Below are 20,046 nucleotides of genomic sequence, written 5' to 3' on the forward strand. Positions count from 1 at the left end.
CCGATCGGGTCGGCACATTCGTCAACGAATGCTATCGATAGGGGGAATCTGCGACCCCGTCCAAAAGAACACGATCAAGCCGATAACCACCACGACAAGGGATACGGCCATGTCGCGCTCGATCGCTATGCGCTCAAGCGGAGGGAACAGCGCCCGCAAAGGACGCCTATCGCTCAAGACGAACAGGATCGGCGCCACGATAAGCAGATCAAGGCTTCCGTAAGAAACCGCGCGCAACCACAGAGGAGCGGCTGCATACTGCGCCGAGCCCAAGGAAGCATCTACGGTCAGCAAGACGCACATAACGCTCAAAGCCGCGAACAAGACGGCCAGCGCTACGTCCCACGCAATGCCCGCCCACCGCGGGATTTTCGAAAGCGCGCGGCCAATGCGCGCAAAGCCGCCGCCCTTCCCATCCGAAGGCGCAACCTGCCCGCTTCCCAAGGACCCCGTCGCCGAGCGCGTCGCCGCCGAAGCGGGCCGAGCCTGGTCCACTTCGCAAAACTCCGACAACGCGTCGGCAAACGACTGCTTGAGAGCCGACACGCTCGCATAGCGACCCTCGGGATCGAACGAAACGGCGCGCTCGATCACCTGACGAAACGGCTCGGGAACCAAAGGCGATCGAAACTTCGCCTTGCGCACCTTCGCGTCGGGCGTCTTCTCGGCCAAGCAGAAGTACAAGAGCATGCCCAGCGCGTAGATGTCGCTGCGCACATCGGTCTGACCGAACCCGAATTGCTCGGGAGGGGCATAGGCTCTCATCCCGAAACGACAGGTGTCCTCTTCGGCATCCTCCTTGAACGATCTCGCAATGCCGAAATCAATGATGGTCAAGCTATCTTGAGAGAGCATGATGTTCGAAGGCTTGAGGTCGCGATGGATGATCGGGGGATCGAACGCTTCGTGCAGCTCCGCAACCGCGTCGCACAGCCGTGGAAACACGTCACAGGCGAGGGCTACGGAAGGATCGCAGCGATACACGACGTCCGAAAGCGTCTCCCCATCCACATGCTCCATGATCACGACGAACTCGCCGCCCGCCTCGCAGCATTCGATAATGCGCGGAAGATAGCGGAAACGGCGGCCCGACCTTTGCGCGCGGCACATGTTGCGATAGGCGGCTCCCAAGCCGGATGCGCGATCGATCCGCTTCCTGACGAACGGGCCGAGTTCGGCGCCGTTCGCGCCGACGAAGAATACCCGCTCGGTCACTTCGTGAGCGGCGTTCTTCAAAACCGCGTCGACGCGGTAGCACTCGTCCCGCTCGAGCGCGTTCAAGTGTTCGGCCAATTCATCATGCATAGTGAAGCCCATGGTAGCAGATCCCGAAGGATCGGAAGCGGACCATAGCGAACAGCGGCCCGTCAGCAAATGGTCTCTTCCCCAAAGCGATACAGCTCTTCATCGGTTTTTTGAAGACTGTGCCCGCGCTCAAGGCAGAATATGACTATCGCGTCGCGTCGATTCTTGCAGTAAAGCCCGTTCGATCCGGCAGCTTGCAGCAACCTGTTCGCCTCGCGAAGCGACAAGCGCATGGCGAAGGCGAGCTGCAGCACCTTGTTGCGCGAAGCGCCTCGCTGGCCCATGAATATCTGATAGCCGAACGTCTCGTTCAAACCCGCCTCTCGAACGACGCGAGCCCGCTCAAGACCCTTTTCGTCAAGAAGCTGTTCCAAGTAATCCGAAAGACTGCGCGTGGCAATGTGGTTCTCTTCGGCGAACCGTATCGGATCGGGAGCCTCGAGAAGCTCTTCGAGCAGTTCTTCGGTCAGAGGCTCCTTCACGCGACGCTTCCTTTTCTTTCGCTTCTTCCTTGCTTCCATTGTATCAGCACGTATCCCGCATCCTCGCAACACGGCAGGCCCTCGTTACGAGATATTCCATGCCACCTGGGAACTCTTGCTGAAAACCGACGAGTAGTAGAGGACCTTCGAAACATCGCCGTCAAAGTAGACGTTGCCGGAAACCGTTCCTCCCGCCGCAAGCCTTCCGCTGCTCAGAGCGTTCTCGCCATTCATGTAAACCGTTGTCGAGCGCTGCGCGCCGTTCGCATCCTGGCCTTTCCAGTCGAACATGTTGAACGACGCCTCGCTCGATCCTTTGTTGACGTAGGTTACCGTAACGCCGGTAATGGGCGATCCATCGTAATTAACCAGTCCGGTTTGCACGAAATCGACGCTCACCGTCAGTCCATTGCTCAAATCGGCTGCCGAGCCAACCGCCATGGAACTGTAGTCAGCCCCTTGTGCGGAAGCCGTATTCTCCTGAGCGCCCTGCAGCTGAGCCGAATCGGAAGAGCCCGTTACGCTCGGCCCCGAAAACGCTTCCTCAACAGCGGTGCTGTACGCATTCTGCGACGCGATCACGACGACGAGCGACAGCGAGCAAAGCACGATGCCGGCTATCGCCAAAGCCTTCCCTCTTTTCGTCTTGCGGTTCGCAGCCACCAATCCAACGATAGAGAACGGCAAGCCCAGCAACACAAGAAGAAACGCGATGTTGTTGATAATGGGCACGGCGGAAAGCGCAAGCGCAACAATGCTCAAGACAAATCCCGCCACCGCCATGGCGGACAAGGGCAGAGGAAGGGCATGGACCCGCATTCGGCCCATGCCGTCCGGGTATTCGGAGCTTCGATATTCGCGCATATGGTTCCTTTCTTCATGAGGTTTTTGAAACCTTCACTGGGCAGATGCCGCATATGCTAGGGAAACGTACCGATAAAAGCATTAGCTCGCAGCTAAGTTCTCGACGGCGAACCGCTTGACGAAAAGACCGAGCCGCTGCGGAAGCGAGAGGCGCGCCCGCTTCCAAACTGCAAATTACAAATCGGAAACGACCGGTTCCCACGAGTTCCGTTCCGAAGATCCGTAGTAGAATAGAATTGGATAAATCGTGCACTTTATCGAGAATATTGTTCCATATCAGAAGCGAGCAAATTTGGCGCCCTCCAAAACCACGGATCGAGCATCTTCGAGCCTGCGAAGCAGGGTCGAGCGCAAAAAGCAGCACATACGCGCTTGGGAGGGAAACGACCCGTCCCGCAAACGACGCGTCTACTTCGGCTGTTACACGGCGGCCTTCATCGTTGTAGCGTTCATCACGTTGTTCGTCTACCCGTCCAACGGCCGCGCCTTGATCTGGAACATCGACGGCATCGAGCAGTACTATCCCTTCTTCGTGTACGAAGGCCAATGGCTGAGGGAAATCGTCAGCAACCTGCTTTCCGGGCAAGGGCTCCAGATTCCGCTTTGGGTGCACGAACTGGGCTACGGCATGGACGTTCCCTCCACGCTCGACACGTTCTTCGACCCGCTCAACCTGCTTTCCGGCCTGTGCCCGGAACGCTATTCGGAATACCTCTTCCAATTCCTTGTGGTGTTTCGCCTGTACCTGGCCGGAGCTGCGTTCTCGCTTCTTGCCTTGCGCTTCAAAATCGGGCGGTTCCCCACCTTGGTAGGCGCCTTGCTGTACGCGCTGTGCGGCACCGCGATGGCGGTTGCCTACTGGCCGGCTGGAGCGTGGCCGCTCGTCTTGTTCCCCTTGCTGCTGCTCGGCGTGGAAAAGGTGATCGCGAAAGAGCGGCCCTACACGTTCATCGCAGCAGTCGCCGCATTCTTCATCATATCCTATTACTTCTCGTACATGGCGTGCTTGCTGCTGCTCCCCTACTGCGCGGTGCGCGTCTTCCAAACGCAGAAAAGCGTCAACGCGGTGCGTTTCCTTGGTTGGACCCTACGCTTTTTCGGCCTCCTGGCCATCGGCGTTTTGATCGCCTGCTTCGCGCTGGTTCCTTCGCTTGTCGGGTTGTTTGGACTTGAGCGATTCACCGACAACTCGGTCACCGTCCCGCTGTTCTATTCGCATCACTACTACACCTCGCTCGCATCCGGGTTCCTGAGCATGGCGGGCGTCGGGAGCGATTGCTACATCGGGTTCGGCGGACTGGCGTTTCTTTCCTGCGTCCTGCTCTTTTCGAAGCGCCGGCAGAACACGTCGCTCAAGATCGCGTTCGTCGCAGGCACCATCATGCTCATGGTCCCTGCCGTCGGAAGCTTCCTCAACGGCATGAACTACGCCACCAACCGTTGGGTATGGGCTTACGCCCTGGTGGTTTGCTTCATTGTGGCCCGCATGCTTCCGAGCATGCTCCATCTTGACAAGCGATCCGTAAAGGTGCTGGTCATCGCGTCTATCGCCTACGGGGCCATCGTCTTCGCCGTGGCGCCCATGCGCACCGAGGCCATGCTGGCCGCCGGTGTCGTTTTGGCGGCCACCCTGTTCGTCGTGGCGCAACGGGGCATGGCGGCCAAGACGCGACGGATGGCCGTCGTTTGCTGCCTGACGGCGGGCCTGACCGTGAACGCCTTCTATTTCGTATCCCCTGACGAAGGCGGCGTGGGCAAGCTCTCGTCGCCGTTGGGCTACGCCTACCCCCGCATCACGTCCGACTCCCCCAACCACCTGGTCTCGGACCTGAACGCTCCCGGGCTGTGGCGCTACGACGGAAGCTCGTCGGCCATCGAGCGCACGCGCAACGACAGCTTGGTGCTGGGGCTCAAGGGCTTCGATTTCTACAACAGCTCGTACAACAGCGCCATCGACGACTTCCATACCGAGCTTGCCCTCAACAGGACCAACATCAACTTCTCGTACAACGATCTGGGAGGCCGAGCAATCCTGGAGTCGCTCATGGGCGTGAAATACTACCTGAGCACCAAAGCGGGCTTTCCCCCGGTGTACCTGTACGACGATCCGAACAAGATCGTAGCGTCGGGCGTCGTGCGCGACATCCCGTACCAGGTGCACGAAGGATCCAACGTCCTGCCGCTGGCCTTCGCCTACGATTCGTACGTTCCCCGCAGCGAGTACCTTTCCCTCTCCCCCGCCCAGCGGCAGGAAGCGCTGCTGCAGGGCGTGGTGCTCGACGAGTCGTCGCTTCCCGCAACCGACAGAAAGCAGGAATCCCGCACGGTGCCCTCCGTCGTGTCGGCAAGCAACGGCCTTTCGGTGGAAGACGGCGTGATACGCGTTTTGAAACCGGGAGCGACGCTGACCTTGAGCTTCGAAGGCATCGCCAACAGCGAGACGTACTTCTACGTCGACGGACTGCACTTCAAAGGCGTGTCGCCTGTCGAAGAGTCCAAGCGCAAAGGGGAATTCGACAACCTCGCCTGGTTCCGCAAGGCGCTTCTGCTTCAAAAGGACATGAACTGGACCGAACCCCGACGCTACAATATCGGGCTCGGCTCCGACAAAGCGCCCGGCATGCGCCAGATCGACAACTACACGAACGCCTCCCATCTGTACGGCGGCAAGGACGAATGGCTGGTCAACATGGGGTATTCGAAAGAGCCCCAAACATCGATCACGCTGCACTTCGACCTCAAGGGAGACTATCGCTTCACGAACATGTCGGTGGTTTGCCAGCCTGTGAAAAACATGTCGAACCGCATCGATGCGTTGAAAGCCGACCCGGTAGAAGATTTGAAGTTCGGCACGAACGAGATCACGGCCTCGATCGACGCAAGCAAGCCCAAAGCCCTCTTCTTGAGCGTGCCGTACTCGAAGGGATGGACCGCCACGGTGGACGGAAAGCCCGCCGAAATCAAGCGGGCGAACACCGCGTTCATGGCCTTGGAGCTTGAACCCGGCCATCACGAGATCGAGCTGCGCTACCTGACCCCGGGCCTGCGAGAAGGCATGATCCTGTCGGGCATCGGCTTGGCCGCGCTTGCCGGGTTGGCGCTCGTGCGTCGCATCCTGAGCACCCGCGTACGGCGCGCGCAGACGACCGCATCGGCATCGGCGCGCGCGGACGTGCAGGCAAGCCCGCAGCGGCAAGAAGAGCACGAACGGAATTCGAGGTAACCCCATGCACGACCAACGGAAAACCCTTTTGATACTCGGCTCGATGGACGAGTTCGCGCTTCTGGTGCAACGCGCCAAGGAACGCGGCTGTCGCGTGCTCGTGGCCGACGGCTACGAGCACGGCCCCGCTCGCGCGCATGCGGATGCCTCGTTCACGATTCCCGTCACGGACACCGAAGCCTTGGTCAACCTATGTCGCGACGAAGCCGTCGACGCGCTGATCACCTCGTTTTCCGACGTGCTGTTCGAAGAGGGCTGCCGCGTTGCGCATGCGGCGGGCCTTCCCGCCCCCTGTTCGCTGGACAAGTTGGAATTCCTCAGGAACAAGCAGCTCATGAAGAACATGTTCGACCAGTTGGGCGTGCCCTACCCGAACAGCTGCGTCATGCCGCTCGACCAGGTCGAACGGGCGTGCGAGTCCCTGCGCTTCCCCTGCGTCATCAAGCCGGTCGATGCCTACGGCTCGTACGGCGTCCGCGTCGTGCGCACCGCAGTCGAAGCGATCGAATCGGCTGCCTCGGTTGCAGAGGAATCGAGGCGCGCGAACAGCGTGGTCCTCGAAGAGTACAACGGCGGGCACGAGTTCAACATGATCACCTGGGCGTCGCACGGGCGCGTGTTCCCCGTTTCCGTAGCCGACCGCGAAAAGACCGTGTGCGCGTTCGAGGATCTTCCCCACGTCAGCAGGATCGTGTACCCGAGTCGCTTCACCGACGAGGTCCTGCCCGATGCGCTCGCATACGCGCAGCGCATCGTCGAGTTCGCGGGGATCGAGCACGGCCCTTTATGCATGCAGTTTTTCTGGTCCCCCGACTCGGGCATACACGTATGCGAGGTGACGGGCCGCGTGTTCGGCTACGAGCACGAGCTGCTGGAATACGCGTCCGGCTTGTCCGTGGAGGATCTGCTGCTTGACACGGCGCTCGACCGCGACGCCCTTGCACGCCGCCTTGAAGCCCACGACGCGCGCTCCATGCCGAAATGCAGCTGCGGGCTGTACTTTCACGCGCGCGACGGCATCGTGGCAAGCCTTGACGCCGCGCAAGCCGCGCTGCAAGGCCCTTGCGTGCAGGAGACCCTTCTGTACTACGCACCAGGGCAAACGGTCAAGAACGCGCGCGGCGGACAGCCCTATGCCGCGCGCGCGTTCCTTGCAGCGGAGTCGTACGGCGAGCTGGACGCCGCAAGCGCGCGGATGTTCGAAAACTTCTCCATCGCCGACCCCGACGGCAAGGACCTCGCCGTGCCCAACCGGCTTCCCAGCGCCTGCCGCGCATCCCAAGCGAGCGAAACGACTGCGAAGGAGCAGCCTGTCTCATGAACATATCCGTTGTCATCCCCTGCTACTATTCGGAGCGCATGATCGGCGACGTGGTGCGCATGACCCGCACCGAGCTGGTCAATGCCGGCTATGATTACGAGTTCATCCTGGTCAACGACGGATCGAAAGACGGAACGTTCCGGGAGATTTCGAAGCTGTGCGCCGAGGACGAGCGCGTGAAGGGCATCGACCTCATGCGCAACTTCGGCCAGCACAACGCCATCATGGCCGGTCTGCGCGAGGCGAGCGGAGATGCGGTCATGCTCATGGACGACGACATGCAAACGCACCCGTCGCAATGCCTCGCGCTCATCGCGGGCCTGGAAGACGGCGTCGACGTGGTGTTCGCCGCCTTTCGCCAGCATCGGGAGAACTGGTACCGCAGGCTGGGCTCGCGCTTCGCCATGTTCACCATCCGCGTGCTGGCTGGATGCCCGAAAGGCGTCACCGACAGCAACTTCTTGATCATGCGCCGCTGCGTGAGCGACGTCATGGTCGAGTACTCAAGCGCCTCGGTGTACGTGCAGGGCCTCGTATTCCGCACGACCGACCGCATAGTGAACGTGGAAGTGGAGCATTACGACCGCGCGGAAGGCCAGTCGGGATACACCCTGAAAAGCCTGCTGCGACTGTGGTCGACCATCCTGAACTTCTCGGTAACGCCGCTGCGCATCGCTTCGGTGCTGGGCCTGCTCATGGGCGGTGCGGGACTCGTGGGCGCGATCTGGCTGTTCTTCGAGCGCTTGCACAACCCCACGATGCCGATGGGCTGGGCCTCGGTCATGGTGACCATGCTGGTGTGCTCGGGCGTCATCATGCTGTTCATGGGCGTGATCGGGGAATACGTCGGCCGCTTGTTCATGACGACCAACAAGAACCCCCAGTTTCTGATCAGGACTCGCTGCAACGTCTCGTCCGAGAACCAAATCGGCGAAGGAGCCTCTCGATGAACGAATCCCTCTTCCAGCTGGAAACGCCCTGCTTCGTGTTCGACGAAACGGAGCTGGCGGACAACTTCCACGACTTCGCCCGCGCGCTGCATGCGCATTGGAGCCCCGCCTCCGAGGTTGCCTACTCGATCAAGACCAACCCGTTGCCCTGGATTCTTCGCACGGCGCGCACGTGCGGCTGCATGGCGGAAGCCGTCTCGGACGAGGAGTACGAATTGGCGCTCGCATGCGGATTCGAACCGCAGCGCATCGTCTTCAACGGGCCCATCAAGGGACGGGCGCGCTTCGAATCGGCGCTTGAGCAGGGAAGCCTGGTCAACCTGGACTCGGCGCGCGAGCTGCGCTGGCTTGCGGAGATCGCGCGCACGACCGATCGCGTGCTTTCCGTCGGCCTGCGTGCGAGCATCGACCTCGAGTCGCACTGCCCCGGTCAAACCGTCACGGGAGCCGCGGGCGGACGTTTCGGCTATTGCTACGAGAACGGCGAGCTGGCGCGCGCCGTGCAGGCCGTCCGCGCGATCGGGCCGAACGTGCGCATCGCAGGGCTGCACATGCACGTGACCACACGCAGCCGCACGGTCGAGGTGTACCGCGTCCTTGCGCGCCATGCGGCCGTCATCGCCCGTGAACTCGACCTTGACCTGGAATTCGTCGACATCGGCGGAGGCTTCTTCGGCGGAGGCGAAGCGAACCGTGGAGCCTACGACGCTTACGCCCAGGCCATCGCCGCCGAGCTGTCCGCCACGTTCGACCCCGAGCGCACGCGGCTGCTGGTGGAGCCGGGCGGGGCCGTGATCTGCACCCCCGGACGCTACGTTGGACGCGTGCTCGACGCGAAGGACACCACCTACGATCGATTCGTGACATGCGATTTGTCCCGCATCAATATCGACCACGAGATGAAGAAGACCGCCTACGCCTACGAGATCGTCCGGCACGATCCCGAAGCCGCCCCGCGCCGCCTGGCGCGCCAAGTGCTCTGCGGCTACACCTGCATGGAAAGCGATCGGCTCTGCATCCTGGAGAACGAGGCGGAACTCGCAGAAGGCGACCTGATCGTCATCAAGCACGCAGGCGCCTATTCGATGTCGTTCACGCCCGGGTTCTTCATTCGCTTCGCCCCGCACGTCTACGTCCGCAAAGCCGACGGAAGCTTCACGGACGTCGGCGAAGCTTCCTGGCGACCCGCAAGGCCCGGCGCCCCAAGCGCCGCCACCTTCGACAACGCATCCGCTGAAAGCGAGGAATCCTCATGATCACCTTCAACGAGCCGCCTCGCGTGCCGCAAGCGTACGACTACATCCGAAACGCCATCGAAAGCGGGAACGTCTGCGGGGACGGCCCCTACACGAAGCGCTGCAGCGAGTGGATCGAGCAGCGCTTCGACGTGCAGAAATCCCTGCTCACCACAAGCGGCACGGCCGCGCTCGAAATGGCGGCGCTCCTGTGCCGCATCAAGCCGGGCGACGAGGTGATCCTGCCCAGCTACACGTTCTCGTCCACCGCGACCGCCTTCGTGCTGGCGGGCGCCAAGCTTGTGTTCGTGGATATACGCCCCGACACCATGAACATCGACGAAGATCAGGTTGAGCAGGCGATTACCGAGCGCACTCGCGCTATCGTGGTCGTGCATTACGCGGGCGTGGCGTGCAACATGGACGCCATCAACGGCATCGCGAACAGCCGCGGCATCCTGGTGGTCGAAGACGCTGCCCAGGGCGTTATGAGCACCTACAAAGGGCAAGCCTTGGGCACTATCGGGGACTTCGGCTGCTTCTCGTTCCATGAGACGAAGAACTACTCCATGGGCGAGGGCGGCGCGTTTTTGACCAAGGACCCCTCCTACAACGAAGCTGCCGAGATCCTGCGCGAGAAAGGCACCGACCGGTCGCGGTTCTTCCGCGGCCAGGTGGACAAGTACAGTTGGGTCGACTACGGCTCGAGCTACCTGCCCAGCGAGCTGAACGCGGCCTATCTGTGGGCGCAGCTCGAACGCGCAGACGAGATCAACGACGACCGTCTGGCCACTTGGAACGCCTACTACGAGGCGCTTGCCCCGTACGCCGAAGCGAAAGCGTGCTCGCTGCCCGTCGTACCGCCCGACTGCACCCACAACGCCCACATGTTCTACCTCAAGTGCAGGGACCTCGAGCAGCGCAGCGCGTTCATCGCGCACATGCGCGAACAGGGAGTTCTCTGCGTGTTCCATTACGTTCCGCTACATTCCTCCGTTGCGGGCAAGAAGTTCGGAAGGTTCTTCGGAGAAGATCGTCACACCACGAAGGAAAGCGAGCGCCTGGTACGCCTGCCCCTGTACTACGCGCTTTCCGAAGAGCATCGCGCGCACGTCATCGAAGCTGCGTGCGCGTTCTTCGCTTCTGCGGGTCGGTAATCGTGAAGCACGTCAACCTCAAATCGTTCGTCTCGCTGCACCTGCTGTTCGTGCTGTACTCGCTCACCGACCTGTTCGGCAAGATGGCCGCCTCGTTCGCGTTCGACGACGTGCGATTCTACCTGCTCTACGCCGCTGTGCTGGCGGTGCTGTTCCTGTACGCCATCGGCTGGCAGCAGGTGATAAAGCGCCTGCCGTTGACCACGGCGTTCTCCAACCGGGCCATCACGGTGTTCTGGGGACTGGTTTGGGGAGTGCTCTTCTTCCAAGAGGAGCTGAACTTCCTGAAGGTGCTCGGCGCGGCCATCGTCGTAGCCGGCGTGGTGCTGTACTCGCGCGCCGACGCAGCCGACGCGGATCAGCCCGAACCGGCGAAGAAGGCGGTCGACCATGCCCTTCGCTGAGATGATCCCCTACATCGCCATCGGCGCGCTCGGCGTGTTCGTCAGTTCCATCGCGCAGGTCATGCTCAAGAAAGAAGCGGTGAAGCCGCATGGCAGCTTCATGCAGGAATACCTCAACCCGCTGGTGATCGGCGGATACGTGCTCATGTTGGCGTCCACGTTCATGCTGGTGGTGTCGTTTCGCGGCATCCCGCTGTCCATGGCGCCGGTGCTCGAGGCGACCAGCTACCTCTACGTCACCGTGTTCGGTGTCTTCATCTTCAAGGAGCGGGTCAGCCGCCCCAAGGCGATCGCGCTCGCGGTCATCATGCTGGGCATCCTCGTGTACGCAGCAGGCTTGTGGTAGAAACGATTGTCGCCCGAAACGTACGGTTTCCAAGCGAAAACCGTACGTTTCGGGCGACAATCTTTCCGAGAGCGCCGTTGAAGCCGATCGGGCCGGGAAACGAGGCCGGCCCGATCGCCGTTAGTCCTCGATACCGTCGTTGTTGCGGATCAGCTTGCGCTTGATCTTGCCGCCGATGGTCTTGGGAAGCTCGTCGACGAACTCCACGATGCGCGGGTACTTGTACGGGGCGGTCACGTGCTTCACGTGGTTCTGCAGCTCCTTGACCAGCTCGTCGGACGGCTCGTAGCCCCGAGCGAGCACGATCGTGGCCTTGACCACCTTGCCGCGGATCGGATCGGGCGCAGCCGTCACGGCGCACTCGACCACTGCCGGATGCTCGATGAGCGCGCTTTCCACTTCGAAAGGCCCAATGCGGTAACCCGAGCACTTGATGACGTCGTCGTTGCGACCGACGAAGAAGCAGTACCCGTCCGAGTCGCGCCACGCCATGTCGTGCAGGTTGTAGTACGCGCCGCCCACGGCTTCGCGCGTACGCTCTTCGTCCTGGTAGTACCCTACGAACAGGCCCGGCGGATACGCTTCCTTCAGGCCCGTGACGCAGATCGCGCCCTCTTCGCCATCGGGAACCTCCACGCCGTCGTCATCGAGCAACTTGACGTTCAAAAGCGGGGACGGCTTGCCCATGGAGCCGGGACGCGGATCGATCCACGGGAACGTCGCCAGCAGCACCGGGCCCTCCGTCTGGCCGAAGCCCTCGCGGATCTTCTTGCCCGTCAGCCGCTCCCACGCAAGCGTCACCTCAGCGTTGAGCGGCTCCCCTGCCGTGGCGAACGTGCGCACGCTCGACAGGTCGTAGGCGCTCACGTCTTCCTGCAGCATGAAGCGGTACATGGTGGGCGGCGCGCAGAACGTGGTCAGCTTATGATCCTGGATCTTCTGCAGCAGCTTTTCCGGCACGAACTTGTCCATGTCGTAGGCGAACACGGTGGCGCCGGCAATCCACTGCCCGTAGATCTTGCCCCAGCCGAACTTCGCCCAGCCGCTGTCGGTCACGCTCATGTGCAGCGCGTTCTCCTCGACCTGCTGCCAGTACTTCGCCGTGATGATATGGCCCAGAGGATGCGCGAAGTTGTGGCACACGGCCTTCGCCATGCCGGTGGTGCCCGACGTGAAGTAGATGAGCATGATGTCCTTGCTCGTGACGCCGGCTTCGCCCACGGGGCGCTCGAACTCGTCGGACTCGCCCTCGATCAGCTGGTTAAACGTGGTCCAACCGTCTCGTTGACCGGCCACGATGATGCGATTTGCGATGGACGGCGACTCGGGCAGCGCCTCCTCCATCTGCTCGCACACGTACTCGTCGTTCACGCATACGACGGCCTTCACCTGCGCGCTGGCCGCACGGTACACGATGTCCTTCTTCGTCAGCTGCAACGACGCCGGAATGATGGTGGCGCCCAGCTTGCACAGCGCCACGGCGCACACCCAGTACTCCCAGCGGCGGCGCAGGATCATCATGACCACGTCGCCCTTGCCGATACCCAGTCGCGCGAAGCCGTGAGCGGCGCGGTTCGATAGACGCGCAAGCTCCTCGAACGTGAACGCATGCTCGGCATCGTGGTCGTCGCACCACACGAGCGCCTGCTTGCCCGGCTCCACGCGCGCCCATTCGTCCACTACGTCGAAACCGAAGTTGAACGCCTCGGGCACGTCGATCTGAAAGTTCTCGTAAAAGTCCTCGTACGAATCGAACTCGATGCGCGGACAGTATTTCTTCAAGATGTGATTCACGGGCGCAGCTTTCCTTTCTCACGCCTTATCGGTCCAGCAAGGTCAGCGAGAAGCGCTGCGGTGGCTCAGATTGCCGTGAAAGCCCGAGGAAGCGTACCGTGGGTACGCGACGAGGGCTTGGAGCGGCAAGATGGGCCGCCGCAGCGCTTCGCAGCGTCGAGCGGATCCGCCGTTCGGAGAACGGCGGATCGGATCACTCCGCGATAATGGTGACGAACTTGGCGGGCACGTCGCTTCCGCAACGCTGACCGTGCGGATGCTCCGGGTTGAAGTAGATGCTGTCTCCGGCGTGCAGCTCGAATTCCTTGTCCTCCCACGTCACGACGACCGTGCCCTCGAGGACCAGATTGAACTCCTGGCCGGTGTGCGTAACCAGCTTCGCCGGCTCGTCCGACGGATCGAGCACCACCAGCAAAGGCTGCATGATCTTGCCGGTGTAGCGCCAAGCCAGATCCTCGAAGTGGTAGCCGGGGTAGCGATCGACCTCGCGGCCCTCCCCCTTCTTCACCACCTGGTAGGTGTTCAGCTTCGCCGCGGTTCCCGTCAGGATCTCGGTAAATTCCACGCCGAAGGTGTGCGCCAGGTGGTAAATGGCGGAAATAGGCACGTCAGCGCCTGTTTCCTCCCATTCGAGGTACTTCTCCAGCGGCACTTCAAGCTCGGCGGCCATATCCTCGGGCGTGACGTCGCACGCCTCGCGCAGGCCCTTGATGCGCAGGCCGATCTCGGCCAGTTCAGCTACCATGTGGCTCCCTCCACCTCACTCGCCCGCGCCGCGCGCGGGCGGGGCGCTCTTGCGATGCGCCCCTCGGCACGACCTACGACTTCATTCCCAGCTCAAGCGCGGCAAGGTTCGCCGGGAGCTTCGCGATCTTCTTCGCGGGCACGCACTTCTCGACAGCCGCCTTAAGCGTCTCTTCGGAACAGAACCCGGTTTCGGCGAACAGCTTCCCTACCAGGATCACGTTCGCCAGGCCCTTGTAGCCGTTCTCTTCGGCCAGCTGCGTGGCCGGAACGGCGAACACGTTCACGCCGGGAAGCTCGGGGATGCGCTGCACCAGCGTGGAGTCCACCACCACGGTGCCGCCTTCCTGCACGCTGCCCTCGAACTTGTCGAGCGAAGGCTGGTTCATGACCACCAGCACGTCGGGCGTCAGCACGAGCGGGCTGCCGATGGGATCGTCGGCCAGGCACACGCTGCAGTTCGCGGTGCCGCCGCGCATCTCGGGGCCGTAGGAGGGCAGCCACGAAACCTCGCGGTCCTCGATCAGGCCGGCGATGGCGATGATCTTGCCGGCGAACAGGATGCCCTGGCCGCCGAAGCCCGCCAGAACGGCGTTCATGGTGCGGCTCATCGCGCACCCCCTTCCGTCACCGGATGCGCCACCGGGCAATCGGCGTTGCGCGCCGACGCAGCCTCGGCTGCATTGGCGAACCCGTCGGCCACCACGTCTTTGTACACGCCCAGCGGATAGTACGGCAGCATGTTCTCGCGCATCCACGCAAACGAATCCTGCGGCGTGAGGCCCCAGTTCGTCGGGCACGTGGACACCACTTCGATCAGCGAGTACCCCACGCCGTCGATCTGGTTCTGGAACGCCTTCTTAATGGCCTTCTTCGCCTTGCGCACGTTCTTGGGGCTGTCCACCGTCACGCGCTCCAGGTACGCCACGCCGTCGAGCGTGCTCAGCATCTCGCACACGCGCACCGGGTAGCCCGCCGTGGACACGTCGCGGCCGTACGGCGAGGTCTGCGTCACCTGGTTCGGCAAGCTGGTGGGAGCCATTTGGCCGCCCGTCATGCCGTAGATGGCGTTGTTGATGAAGATGACGGTGATGTGCTCGCCGCGCGTTGCCGCGTGGATGGTCTCGGCCATGCCGATGGAAGCCAGGTCGCCGTCGCCCTGATAGGAGAACACTACGCTGTCGGGAAGCACGCGCTTCACCGCGGTGGCCACCGCCGGCGCGCGCCCATGCGCGGCCTGGACCATGTCGCAGGAGAAAAAGTCGGGGTTGGTGACGGCGCAGCCGACCGGCGCGACGCCGATCGTGTCGCCCTCAACGCCCAGTTCGTCGATGGTTTCGGCCACCAAACGATGCACGATGCCGTGCGGGCAGCCCGGACAGTAATTGGTGATGACGGGAAGGAGCGCATGCGGACGCTCGAACACGATCTTCTCTTCGGCGCTCATGCTACGCACCTACCTTTCCCTGCAGTTCCTCGATCTTGGCAAGCACCTCCACCGGCGTGGGGATGATGCCGCCCGTACGGCCGAAGAACTCGACCGGAACGCGGCCCGCGGCCGCCAAGCGAATGTCGTCGACCATCTGGCCCATGTTCATCTCGACCGACAGGAACGTCTTGGCGGTGCCCATGACATGCTCCAGCGCGTCGGTCGGGAACGGCCACAGCGTGATCGGACGGATGAGACCGGCCTTGATGCCCTTCTCGCGAGCCGACACGACCGCGCTGCGCGCGATGCGGGCGGAGGCGCCGAACGCGACCAGCACGATGTCGGCGTCGTCGACCATGAACGACTCGGCACGCTGCTCGTTGGCCTTGATCAGGTCGTAGCGCTCGAACCGCTCGCGGTTGAGGCGCTCGAGGTCTTCCGCCTTGAGGTACAGCGAGTCCATGATGTTGTGGGCGCGGGCGTTCTTGTGGCCCGTGGTGGCCCAGGGCTTCTCGGGCAACTGCTCTTTGCGCTCGGGAAGGACCACCGGCTCCATCATCTGGCCCAGCATGCCGTCGGCCAAGATCATGACGGGGATGCGGTACTCGTCGGCCTTGTCGAAAGCCAGGTAGGCGCAGTCGGCCATTTCCTGCACGGTCGAAGGCGCGTACACCATGATCTGGAAGTCGCCGTGGCCGGTTGCGCGCGTGGCCTGCCAGTAATCGGACTGCGACGGCTGGATGCCGCCGAGGCCCGGGCCGCCGCGCTGCACGTTCACGATGACGCCCGGCAGATCGCAGCCGGCCATGTAGGAGATGCCCTCGCCCTTGAGCGAGATTCCCGGCGACGAGGAGGACGTCATGACGCGCGCGCCCGCGGACGCGGCACCGTACACCATGTTGATGGCCGCGACCTCGCTTTCCGCCTGCAGGTACGTGCCGTTTTCCTTCGGCAAGCGCTTGGACATGTACGCGGCAAGCTCGGTCTGCGGCGTGATGGGGTATCCGAAGAAGAATCGGCACCCGGCGCGAATCGCGCTCTCGGCCATCGCCTCGTTGCCCTTCATGAGCACTTTCTCTGCCATAGCTACCTCACCACCGTAATCGCGACGTCGGGACACATGAGCGCGCAGGACATGCAGCCCGTGCAACGCTCGGCATCGATCAGGCGCGCCGGATGGTAGCCCTTCGCGGTGATGCGCTCGTGATCGAGTTCGATGATGTGCGTCGGGCACGCGTCGACGCACAGGCCGCACCCTTTGCAAAAATGATCGTCTACCAGTATTCTCGGCATGATGGAACCTTCCTCGTCTTGTAGGCTCCTGCGCCGCGCCGCGGGCACAGGAGCTCAACGCGCATCAGACGGACAAACCCGCTGAAACGCGTACTCTCGCATTATTCCCAAGGAGTACGTACATATACTTGCACAGGATAGAGCGTTTGCCGACCGTCATTCAGTCCAAAGAGGGCAGTTTTCCGGTCTGCGAGGCTTATCGGGACCGTCGTGCACGCCAAAGGCAGGCCCGCCTGCTCCGCGACCGCTTGCGCGAAGGGCACGCCCTGCCTCACCGTAGCTTCGTCGGTATCCTGCTTGAGGTGCGTGTTGTTCACGATCGCAGTGGCGTGCAGGTGGCATTTCTCCTCCACTTCGCGCAGCACGTCGACCGCCTCGGCCGGGTCCTGCGTAAGGTTGCGGCTGCGATTCACCACGTACAGCATCTCGTAGGGAGCCGCCGCAACCGAACCGGCGAACCGGCCGAGCGCCGTCGCGCCCACGTCGTCGCCCCCGGCGTCGATGATGAGCAGGCGCTCGCGCCCGTCGTCCTTGCGAGCCGACTCGACGGCCGGGCCGACGGCCCCGGACAAGCTGGGGCTGTCGAGCGTGGTTCCCGCCATCACCGGAGCGATCACGGAAATCCCCCGTTCTTCCAGCAGCGCGCGGTAGTCGCTCGAGCGGAAGTAGGGATTCACCACGTCCAAATCGACCAGGGTCACGTCCACGCCGCGCTCGCGCGCGTCAAAGGCCAGGTTGAGCGAGAAGTTCGTCTTCCCCACGCCGTAGTGGCCGCACACGACCACCACCGACGCGTCGGGGGCATAGCGCTGCGCGCTCATCACACGAGCCCTTCCACGGGCTTCGCGCTCTCGTCCACCTCGCGGATGGCCGCGCGGCGGATCTTGCCGTTCACGGTTTTCGGCAGCGCCTCGACGTACTCCACGATGCGCGGGTACTTGTACGGAGCCGTGCGGTGCTTGACCCAGGTTTGCAGCTCGCGCGTGAGCACGTCGGAGCCCGCGAACCCTTCCGCCAGCACCACGGTGGCCTTGACGGCCTTGCCGCGCACCGGGTCGGGCACGCCCGTGACCGCGCACTCGCGCACGGACTCGTGCTCGAGCAGCACGCTTTCGATCTCGAAGGGGCCGATGCGGTAACCGCTCGACTTGATGACGTCGTCGTTGCGGCCGACGTACCAGAAGTAGCCGTCCTCGTCGCGCCAGGCCGTGTCTCCCGTGTGGTACCAGCCGTCGTGCATGGCCGCCGCCGTCTTCTCGGGATCGCGGTAGTACTCCAGCATGATGCCGGGAGCCTTCTCGCGCACGTCGATGCACACTTCGCCCGTTTCGCCCGTTTCGCATCGCGAGCCGTCCTCGCGCAGGATCTGCGTGTTGTACAGCGGGATGGGCTTGCCCATGGAGCCGGGACGCGGAGAAGACCCCGTCAGGTTCGCGATGGTCAGCGGCGTTTCGGTCTGCCCGAACCCTTCGAAGATGGTGAGTCCCGTGTGCTCCTTCCAGAAATCGAACAGGTCGGGGTTGAGCGCCTCGCCCGCCGTGGTGGAGTACGCAAGCGTGGACAGGTCGAACGAATCGATGTCCTCGGCCATCATCATGCGGTACATGGTGGGCGGGCAGCACAGCGTGGTGATGCCGTAGCGCCCGATGAGCGAAAGGATCTCGGACGGATGGAACCGGTCGAAGTCGTACGTGAACACGCACGCCTCCATGAGCCACTGTCCGTAGTACTTGCCCCACACGGCTTTGCCCCAACCCGTGTCCGCGATGGTGAAATGCACGCCTTCGGGATCCACGTTGTGCCAATGCTTGGCCGTGACCAGGTGCGCGATAGCGTATTCGGAATCGTGCAGCACCATTTTCGGATTGCCCGACGTCCCGGACGAGAAGTACATGAGCATGGGATCGGCGGCGGCCGTCTCGCGGCGCGCGAACTCGTCGGAGGCGGCGCGCACCCCCGTGTTGAAATCGAGCCAGCCCTCGCGCACGGCGGGAGCCGCGCACACGCCCTCCGGCCCGGACAGGGCGGGACCGATGAGCTCGCCTTCGGGCAGCACGATCGCGCCCGTTTCGTCTTCGGGCGTCAAACCGCCGCCCGCGCCGTTCACCAGGATCTTCGCCGTGAGCGACGGGCACGACGCCTCCACGGCGTCGGTCACTTCGGCGATGTCGCCCAGCGACGTGGCGATCATGGCTTTGATGGAAGCGCCGTTCAGGCGATACTCCAGGTCGTGCTCCTTGAGCATGAAGGTGGCGGGCACCATGACCGCGCCCAGCTTCGCCAGCGCCGTGGCCACGAACCAGAACTGGTAATGGCGGCGCAGGATCACCATGACGTAGTCGCCGCGACCGATGCCGGCGTCCGCCAGGAAGTTGGCGGTCTTGTCCGACCAGCGCTTCATGTCGCCGAACGTGAACACGTGCTCTTCGCCTTCGGGGTTGCACCACACCATGGCGCGACGATCGGGGTCGTTCAGCGCGATGTCGTCCACCACGTCGTAGCCGAAGTTGAAGGCTTCGGGGCATTTGACCTGGAAATCGGACAGTTTGCCTTCGCAGTCGTAGGTTTCGTTCACGTAACGGAGGTTGATGTTTCTCATAGGTGTTCTTCCTTGCAGGATATGCGGCGGCCAGTCCGCCGCGAGACGGATACGATCATCGAATTGAAGGCGCTGTCAGGCGCGCGATCGCCCGCAGTGCGCGAGCGGCGGTCGGCAGCGCCTAGATAATCGTTTCCCCGTGGGGCTTCATGACAATGGCCAGAAACGTACACGGCTCGCCTCCGGTGGCGATCATGCCGTGGCCGCGGCCGGAATCGTACATAAGCAGATCGCCGGCTTCCAACTCTTCAACATGGTCCTCGTACGCGAAGCGCATGCGTCCCGAGATGATGTAGTCGAGCTCTTGTCCCACGTGATAGGACAGGTGAATGGGGCGGTCCTGCTCCTCTTCCAGATAAGGAGCGGTTACCAGGAACGGCTCCGCCAGCTTGTTCTTGAAGTGAGGAGCCTTGTGCAGGTACTCGAAGCCTGCGCGGCGCTTGATGGACAGGCCATCGGCGGCGCGCGTGAGCGAGTAGCCGGACAGATGCGGGTTTTCGCCGGTCAGCAGCTCAATGACGTCGACGCCCAACCGCTCGGCGCACTTGTACAGAAACGTGAACGACAGGTCCTGATCACCGGATTCCTGCGCGGCGTACTCCGCCACGGAACGTCCGGTAGCATCCGCCATTTCCTGCATGGTGATGTCGAGGTCTTCGCGTAGCGCCCGAATGCGCCCTGCCACCTCTTCGATGTTCGGCTCCATAGTCGCTAGACCTCCTTCTGGCGAATCGCAGCATCGTCGCCAGCGAGCGTGGTCGGCGGTGCCTGTCGGATGAAAAGTTAATCTATTGTATAGCAACTTGATCGGAAAGAAAGGAGGAAGCCGGAAAACTCTGCCAGCGGCGCAGGGGCAGATGGACAAAATCCCAGAACCGACCGGGCAAGGCGCAGCAACGG

19 protein-coding genes are annotated in these 20,046 nt (G+C 62.7%); 7 read left to right on the top strand and 12 right to left on the bottom strand.

The window, feature by feature from the left end:
- Positions 1-21: 21 nt before the first annotated feature.
- The 3 genes from ACMNI9_RS07010 to ACMNI9_RS07020 all read right to left on the bottom strand — a co-directional run bounded on the left by ACMNI9_RS07010 (position 22) and on the right by ACMNI9_RS07020 (position 2,651).
- Entirely contained in the window at positions 22-1,305 is a 1,284-nt protein-coding gene (locus tag ACMNI9_RS07010) for a serine/threonine protein kinase (protein ID WP_418831337.1), read from the bottom strand.
- Positions 1,306-1,367: 62 nt separating this feature from the next.
- The gene (locus ACMNI9_RS07015) at positions 1,368-1,787 is read right to left on the bottom strand and encodes an XRE family transcriptional regulator (RefSeq protein WP_216528548.1); all 420 of its coding nucleotides are present in this window, start codon (positions 1,785-1,787) and stop codon (positions 1,368-1,370) included.
- A gap of 84 nt (positions 1,788-1,871) precedes the next feature.
- Positions 1,872-2,651 carry a DUF4190 domain-containing protein gene (locus tag ACMNI9_RS07020; protein WP_418831338.1) on the bottom strand — a complete coding sequence of 260 codons (780 nt, stop codon included), beginning with the start codon at positions 2,649-2,651 and terminating at the stop codon, positions 1,872-1,874.
- 292 nt (positions 2,652-2,943) lie between these two features.
- Here ACMNI9_RS07020 and ACMNI9_RS07025 point away from each other — a divergent pair, with 292 nt between their 5' ends.
- From ACMNI9_RS07025 to ACMNI9_RS07055, 7 genes are read left to right on the top strand one after another with little or no spacing between them, the layout of a single operon-like run.
- Positions 2,944-5,874 (top strand): YfhO family protein, encoded by a 2,931-nt coding sequence (locus tag ACMNI9_RS07025; protein ID WP_225749237.1) that lies wholly within the window; start codon positions 2,944-2,946, stop codon positions 5,872-5,874.
- A gap of 4 nt (positions 5,875-5,878) precedes the next feature.
- A complete protein-coding gene (locus tag ACMNI9_RS07030) occupies positions 5,879-7,195 on the top strand; it encodes an ATP-grasp domain-containing protein (RefSeq protein ID WP_418831339.1) in 1,317 nt (438 codons plus the stop codon).
- Positions 7,192-8,145 (top strand): glycosyltransferase family 2 protein, encoded by a 954-nt coding sequence (locus ACMNI9_RS07035; RefSeq protein WP_114565743.1) that lies wholly within the window; start codon positions 7,192-7,194, stop codon positions 8,143-8,145. Before ACMNI9_RS07030 ends, ACMNI9_RS07035 begins: the two co-directional genes overlap by 4 nt.
- Complete coding sequence (locus tag ACMNI9_RS07040; protein ID WP_418831340.1) at positions 8,142-9,401, top strand: hypothetical protein; 1,260 nt, start codon at positions 8,142-8,144, stop codon at positions 9,399-9,401. The genes ACMNI9_RS07035 and ACMNI9_RS07040 overlap by 4 nt, the downstream gene beginning before the upstream one ends.
- Positions 9,398-10,537, top strand: a complete 1,140-nt coding sequence (gene rffA, locus ACMNI9_RS07045; protein WP_114565744.1) for a dTDP-4-amino-4,6-dideoxygalactose transaminase — start codon at positions 9,398-9,400, stop codon at positions 10,535-10,537. The genes ACMNI9_RS07040 and rffA overlap by 4 nt, the downstream gene beginning before the upstream one ends.
- A 2-nt stretch (positions 10,538-10,539) precedes the next feature.
- On the top strand, positions 10,540-10,941 hold the full coding sequence (locus tag ACMNI9_RS07050) for an EamA family transporter (RefSeq protein ID WP_225749240.1): 402 nt from the start codon (positions 10,540-10,542) through the stop codon (positions 10,939-10,941).
- Positions 10,928-11,287 carry a multidrug ABC transporter gene (locus tag ACMNI9_RS07055; protein ID WP_225749241.1) on the top strand — a complete coding sequence of 120 codons (360 nt, stop codon included), beginning with the start codon at positions 10,928-10,930 and terminating at the stop codon, positions 11,285-11,287. Before ACMNI9_RS07050 ends, ACMNI9_RS07055 begins: the two co-directional genes overlap by 14 nt.
- A 120-nt stretch (positions 11,288-11,407) precedes the next feature.
- Here ACMNI9_RS07055 and ACMNI9_RS07060 read toward each other — a convergent pair whose 3' ends face one another.
- The 9 genes from ACMNI9_RS07060 to ACMNI9_RS07100 all read right to left on the bottom strand — a co-directional run bounded on the left by ACMNI9_RS07060 (position 11,408) and on the right by ACMNI9_RS07100 (position 19,852).
- Entirely contained in the window at positions 11,408-13,081 is a 1,674-nt protein-coding gene (locus ACMNI9_RS07060; RefSeq protein ID WP_216528554.1) for an AMP-binding protein, read from the bottom strand.
- 193 nt (positions 13,082-13,274) lie between these two features.
- Positions 13,275-13,826 carry a helix-turn-helix domain-containing protein gene (locus tag ACMNI9_RS07065; RefSeq protein ID WP_216528555.1) on the bottom strand — a complete coding sequence of 184 codons (552 nt, stop codon included), beginning with the start codon at positions 13,824-13,826 and terminating at the stop codon, positions 13,275-13,277.
- 73 nt (positions 13,827-13,899) lie between these two features.
- Positions 13,900-14,436, bottom strand: coding sequence for a 2-oxoacid:acceptor oxidoreductase family protein (locus tag ACMNI9_RS07070; protein WP_114565747.1), 537 nt, complete (start codon positions 14,434-14,436; stop codon positions 13,900-13,902).
- The gene (locus tag ACMNI9_RS07075; RefSeq protein WP_114565748.1) at positions 14,433-15,272 is read right to left on the bottom strand and encodes a thiamine pyrophosphate-dependent enzyme; all 840 of its coding nucleotides are present in this window, start codon (positions 15,270-15,272) and stop codon (positions 14,433-14,435) included. The genes ACMNI9_RS07070 and ACMNI9_RS07075 overlap by 4 nt, the downstream gene beginning before the upstream one ends.
- Before the next feature lies 1 nt (position 15,273).
- Positions 15,274-16,338: a 3-methyl-2-oxobutanoate dehydrogenase subunit VorB gene (locus ACMNI9_RS07080; protein WP_114565749.1), complete on the bottom strand. Its 1,065-nt coding sequence runs from the start codon at positions 16,336-16,338 to the stop codon at positions 15,274-15,276.
- 2 nt (positions 16,339-16,340) lie between these two features.
- Positions 16,341-16,547, bottom strand: a complete 207-nt coding sequence (locus ACMNI9_RS07085) for a 4Fe-4S binding protein (protein ID WP_114565750.1) — start codon at positions 16,545-16,547, stop codon at positions 16,341-16,343.
- Between the two features lie 101 nt (positions 16,548-16,648).
- Entirely contained in the window at positions 16,649-17,368 is a 720-nt protein-coding gene (locus ACMNI9_RS07090) for a ParA family protein (RefSeq protein WP_216528689.1), read from the bottom strand.
- Positions 17,368-19,146, bottom strand: coding sequence for an AMP-binding protein (locus ACMNI9_RS07095; protein ID WP_418831341.1), 1,779 nt, complete (start codon positions 19,144-19,146; stop codon positions 17,368-17,370). The genes ACMNI9_RS07090 and ACMNI9_RS07095 overlap by 1 nt, the downstream gene beginning before the upstream one ends.
- A 121-nt stretch (positions 19,147-19,267) precedes the next feature.
- The gene (locus ACMNI9_RS07100; RefSeq protein ID WP_114565753.1) at positions 19,268-19,852 is read right to left on the bottom strand and encodes a helix-turn-helix domain-containing protein; all 585 of its coding nucleotides are present in this window, start codon (positions 19,850-19,852) and stop codon (positions 19,268-19,270) included.
- Positions 19,853-20,046: the final 194 nt, after the last annotated feature.

Source organism: Paraeggerthella sp. (assembly GCF_048427265.1).
Taxonomy (GTDB): domain Bacteria; phylum Actinomycetota; class Coriobacteriia; order Coriobacteriales; family Eggerthellaceae; genus Paraeggerthella; species Paraeggerthella hominis.

Bases quoted from the DNA above. Each gene is read 5' to 3' on its own strand.
- ACMNI9_RS07100 (WP_114565753.1), bottom strand. From the start codon at position 19,852: ATGGAGCCGAACATCGAAGAGGTGGCAGGGCGCATTCGGGCGCTACGC.
- ACMNI9_RS07070 (WP_114565747.1), bottom strand. From the start codon at position 14,436: ATGAGCCGCACCATGAACGCCGTTCTGGCGGGCTTCGGCGGCCAGGGC.
- ACMNI9_RS07020 (WP_418831338.1), bottom strand. From the start codon at position 2,651: ATGCGCGAATATCGAAGCTCCGAATACCCGGACGGCATGGGCCGAATG.
- ACMNI9_RS07040 (WP_418831340.1), top strand. From the start codon at position 8,142: ATGAACGAATCCCTCTTCCAGCTGGAAACGCCCTGCTTCGTGTTCGAC.
- ACMNI9_RS07065 (WP_216528555.1), bottom strand. From the start codon at position 13,826: ATGGTAGCTGAACTGGCCGAGATCGGCCTGCGCATCAAGGGCCTGCGC.
- ACMNI9_RS07030 (WP_418831339.1), top strand. From the start codon at position 5,879: ATGCACGACCAACGGAAAACCCTTTTGATACTCGGCTCGATGGACGAG.
- ACMNI9_RS07095 (WP_418831341.1), bottom strand. From the start codon at position 19,146: ATGAGAAACATCAACCTCCGTTACGTGAACGAAACCTACGACTGCGAA.
- ACMNI9_RS07055 (WP_225749241.1), top strand. From the start codon at position 10,928: ATGCCCTTCGCTGAGATGATCCCCTACATCGCCATCGGCGCGCTCGGC.
- ACMNI9_RS07090 (WP_216528689.1), bottom strand. From the start codon at position 17,368: ATGAGCGCGCAGCGCTATGCCCCCGACGCGTCGGTGGTGGTCGTGTGC.
- rffA (WP_114565744.1), top strand. From the start codon at position 9,398: ATGATCACCTTCAACGAGCCGCCTCGCGTGCCGCAAGCGTACGACTAC.
- ACMNI9_RS07085 (WP_114565750.1), bottom strand. From the start codon at position 16,547: ATGCCGAGAATACTGGTAGACGATCATTTTTGCAAAGGGTGCGGCCTG.
- ACMNI9_RS07035 (WP_114565743.1), top strand. From the start codon at position 7,192: ATGAACATATCCGTTGTCATCCCCTGCTACTATTCGGAGCGCATGATC.
- ACMNI9_RS07075 (WP_114565748.1), bottom strand. From the start codon at position 15,272: ATGAGCGCCGAAGAGAAGATCGTGTTCGAGCGTCCGCATGCGCTCCTT.
- ACMNI9_RS07010 (WP_418831337.1), bottom strand. From the start codon at position 1,305: ATGCATGATGAATTGGCCGAACACTTGAACGCGCTCGAGCGGGACGAG.
- ACMNI9_RS07080 (WP_114565749.1), bottom strand. From the start codon at position 16,338: ATGGCAGAGAAAGTGCTCATGAAGGGCAACGAGGCGATGGCCGAGAGC.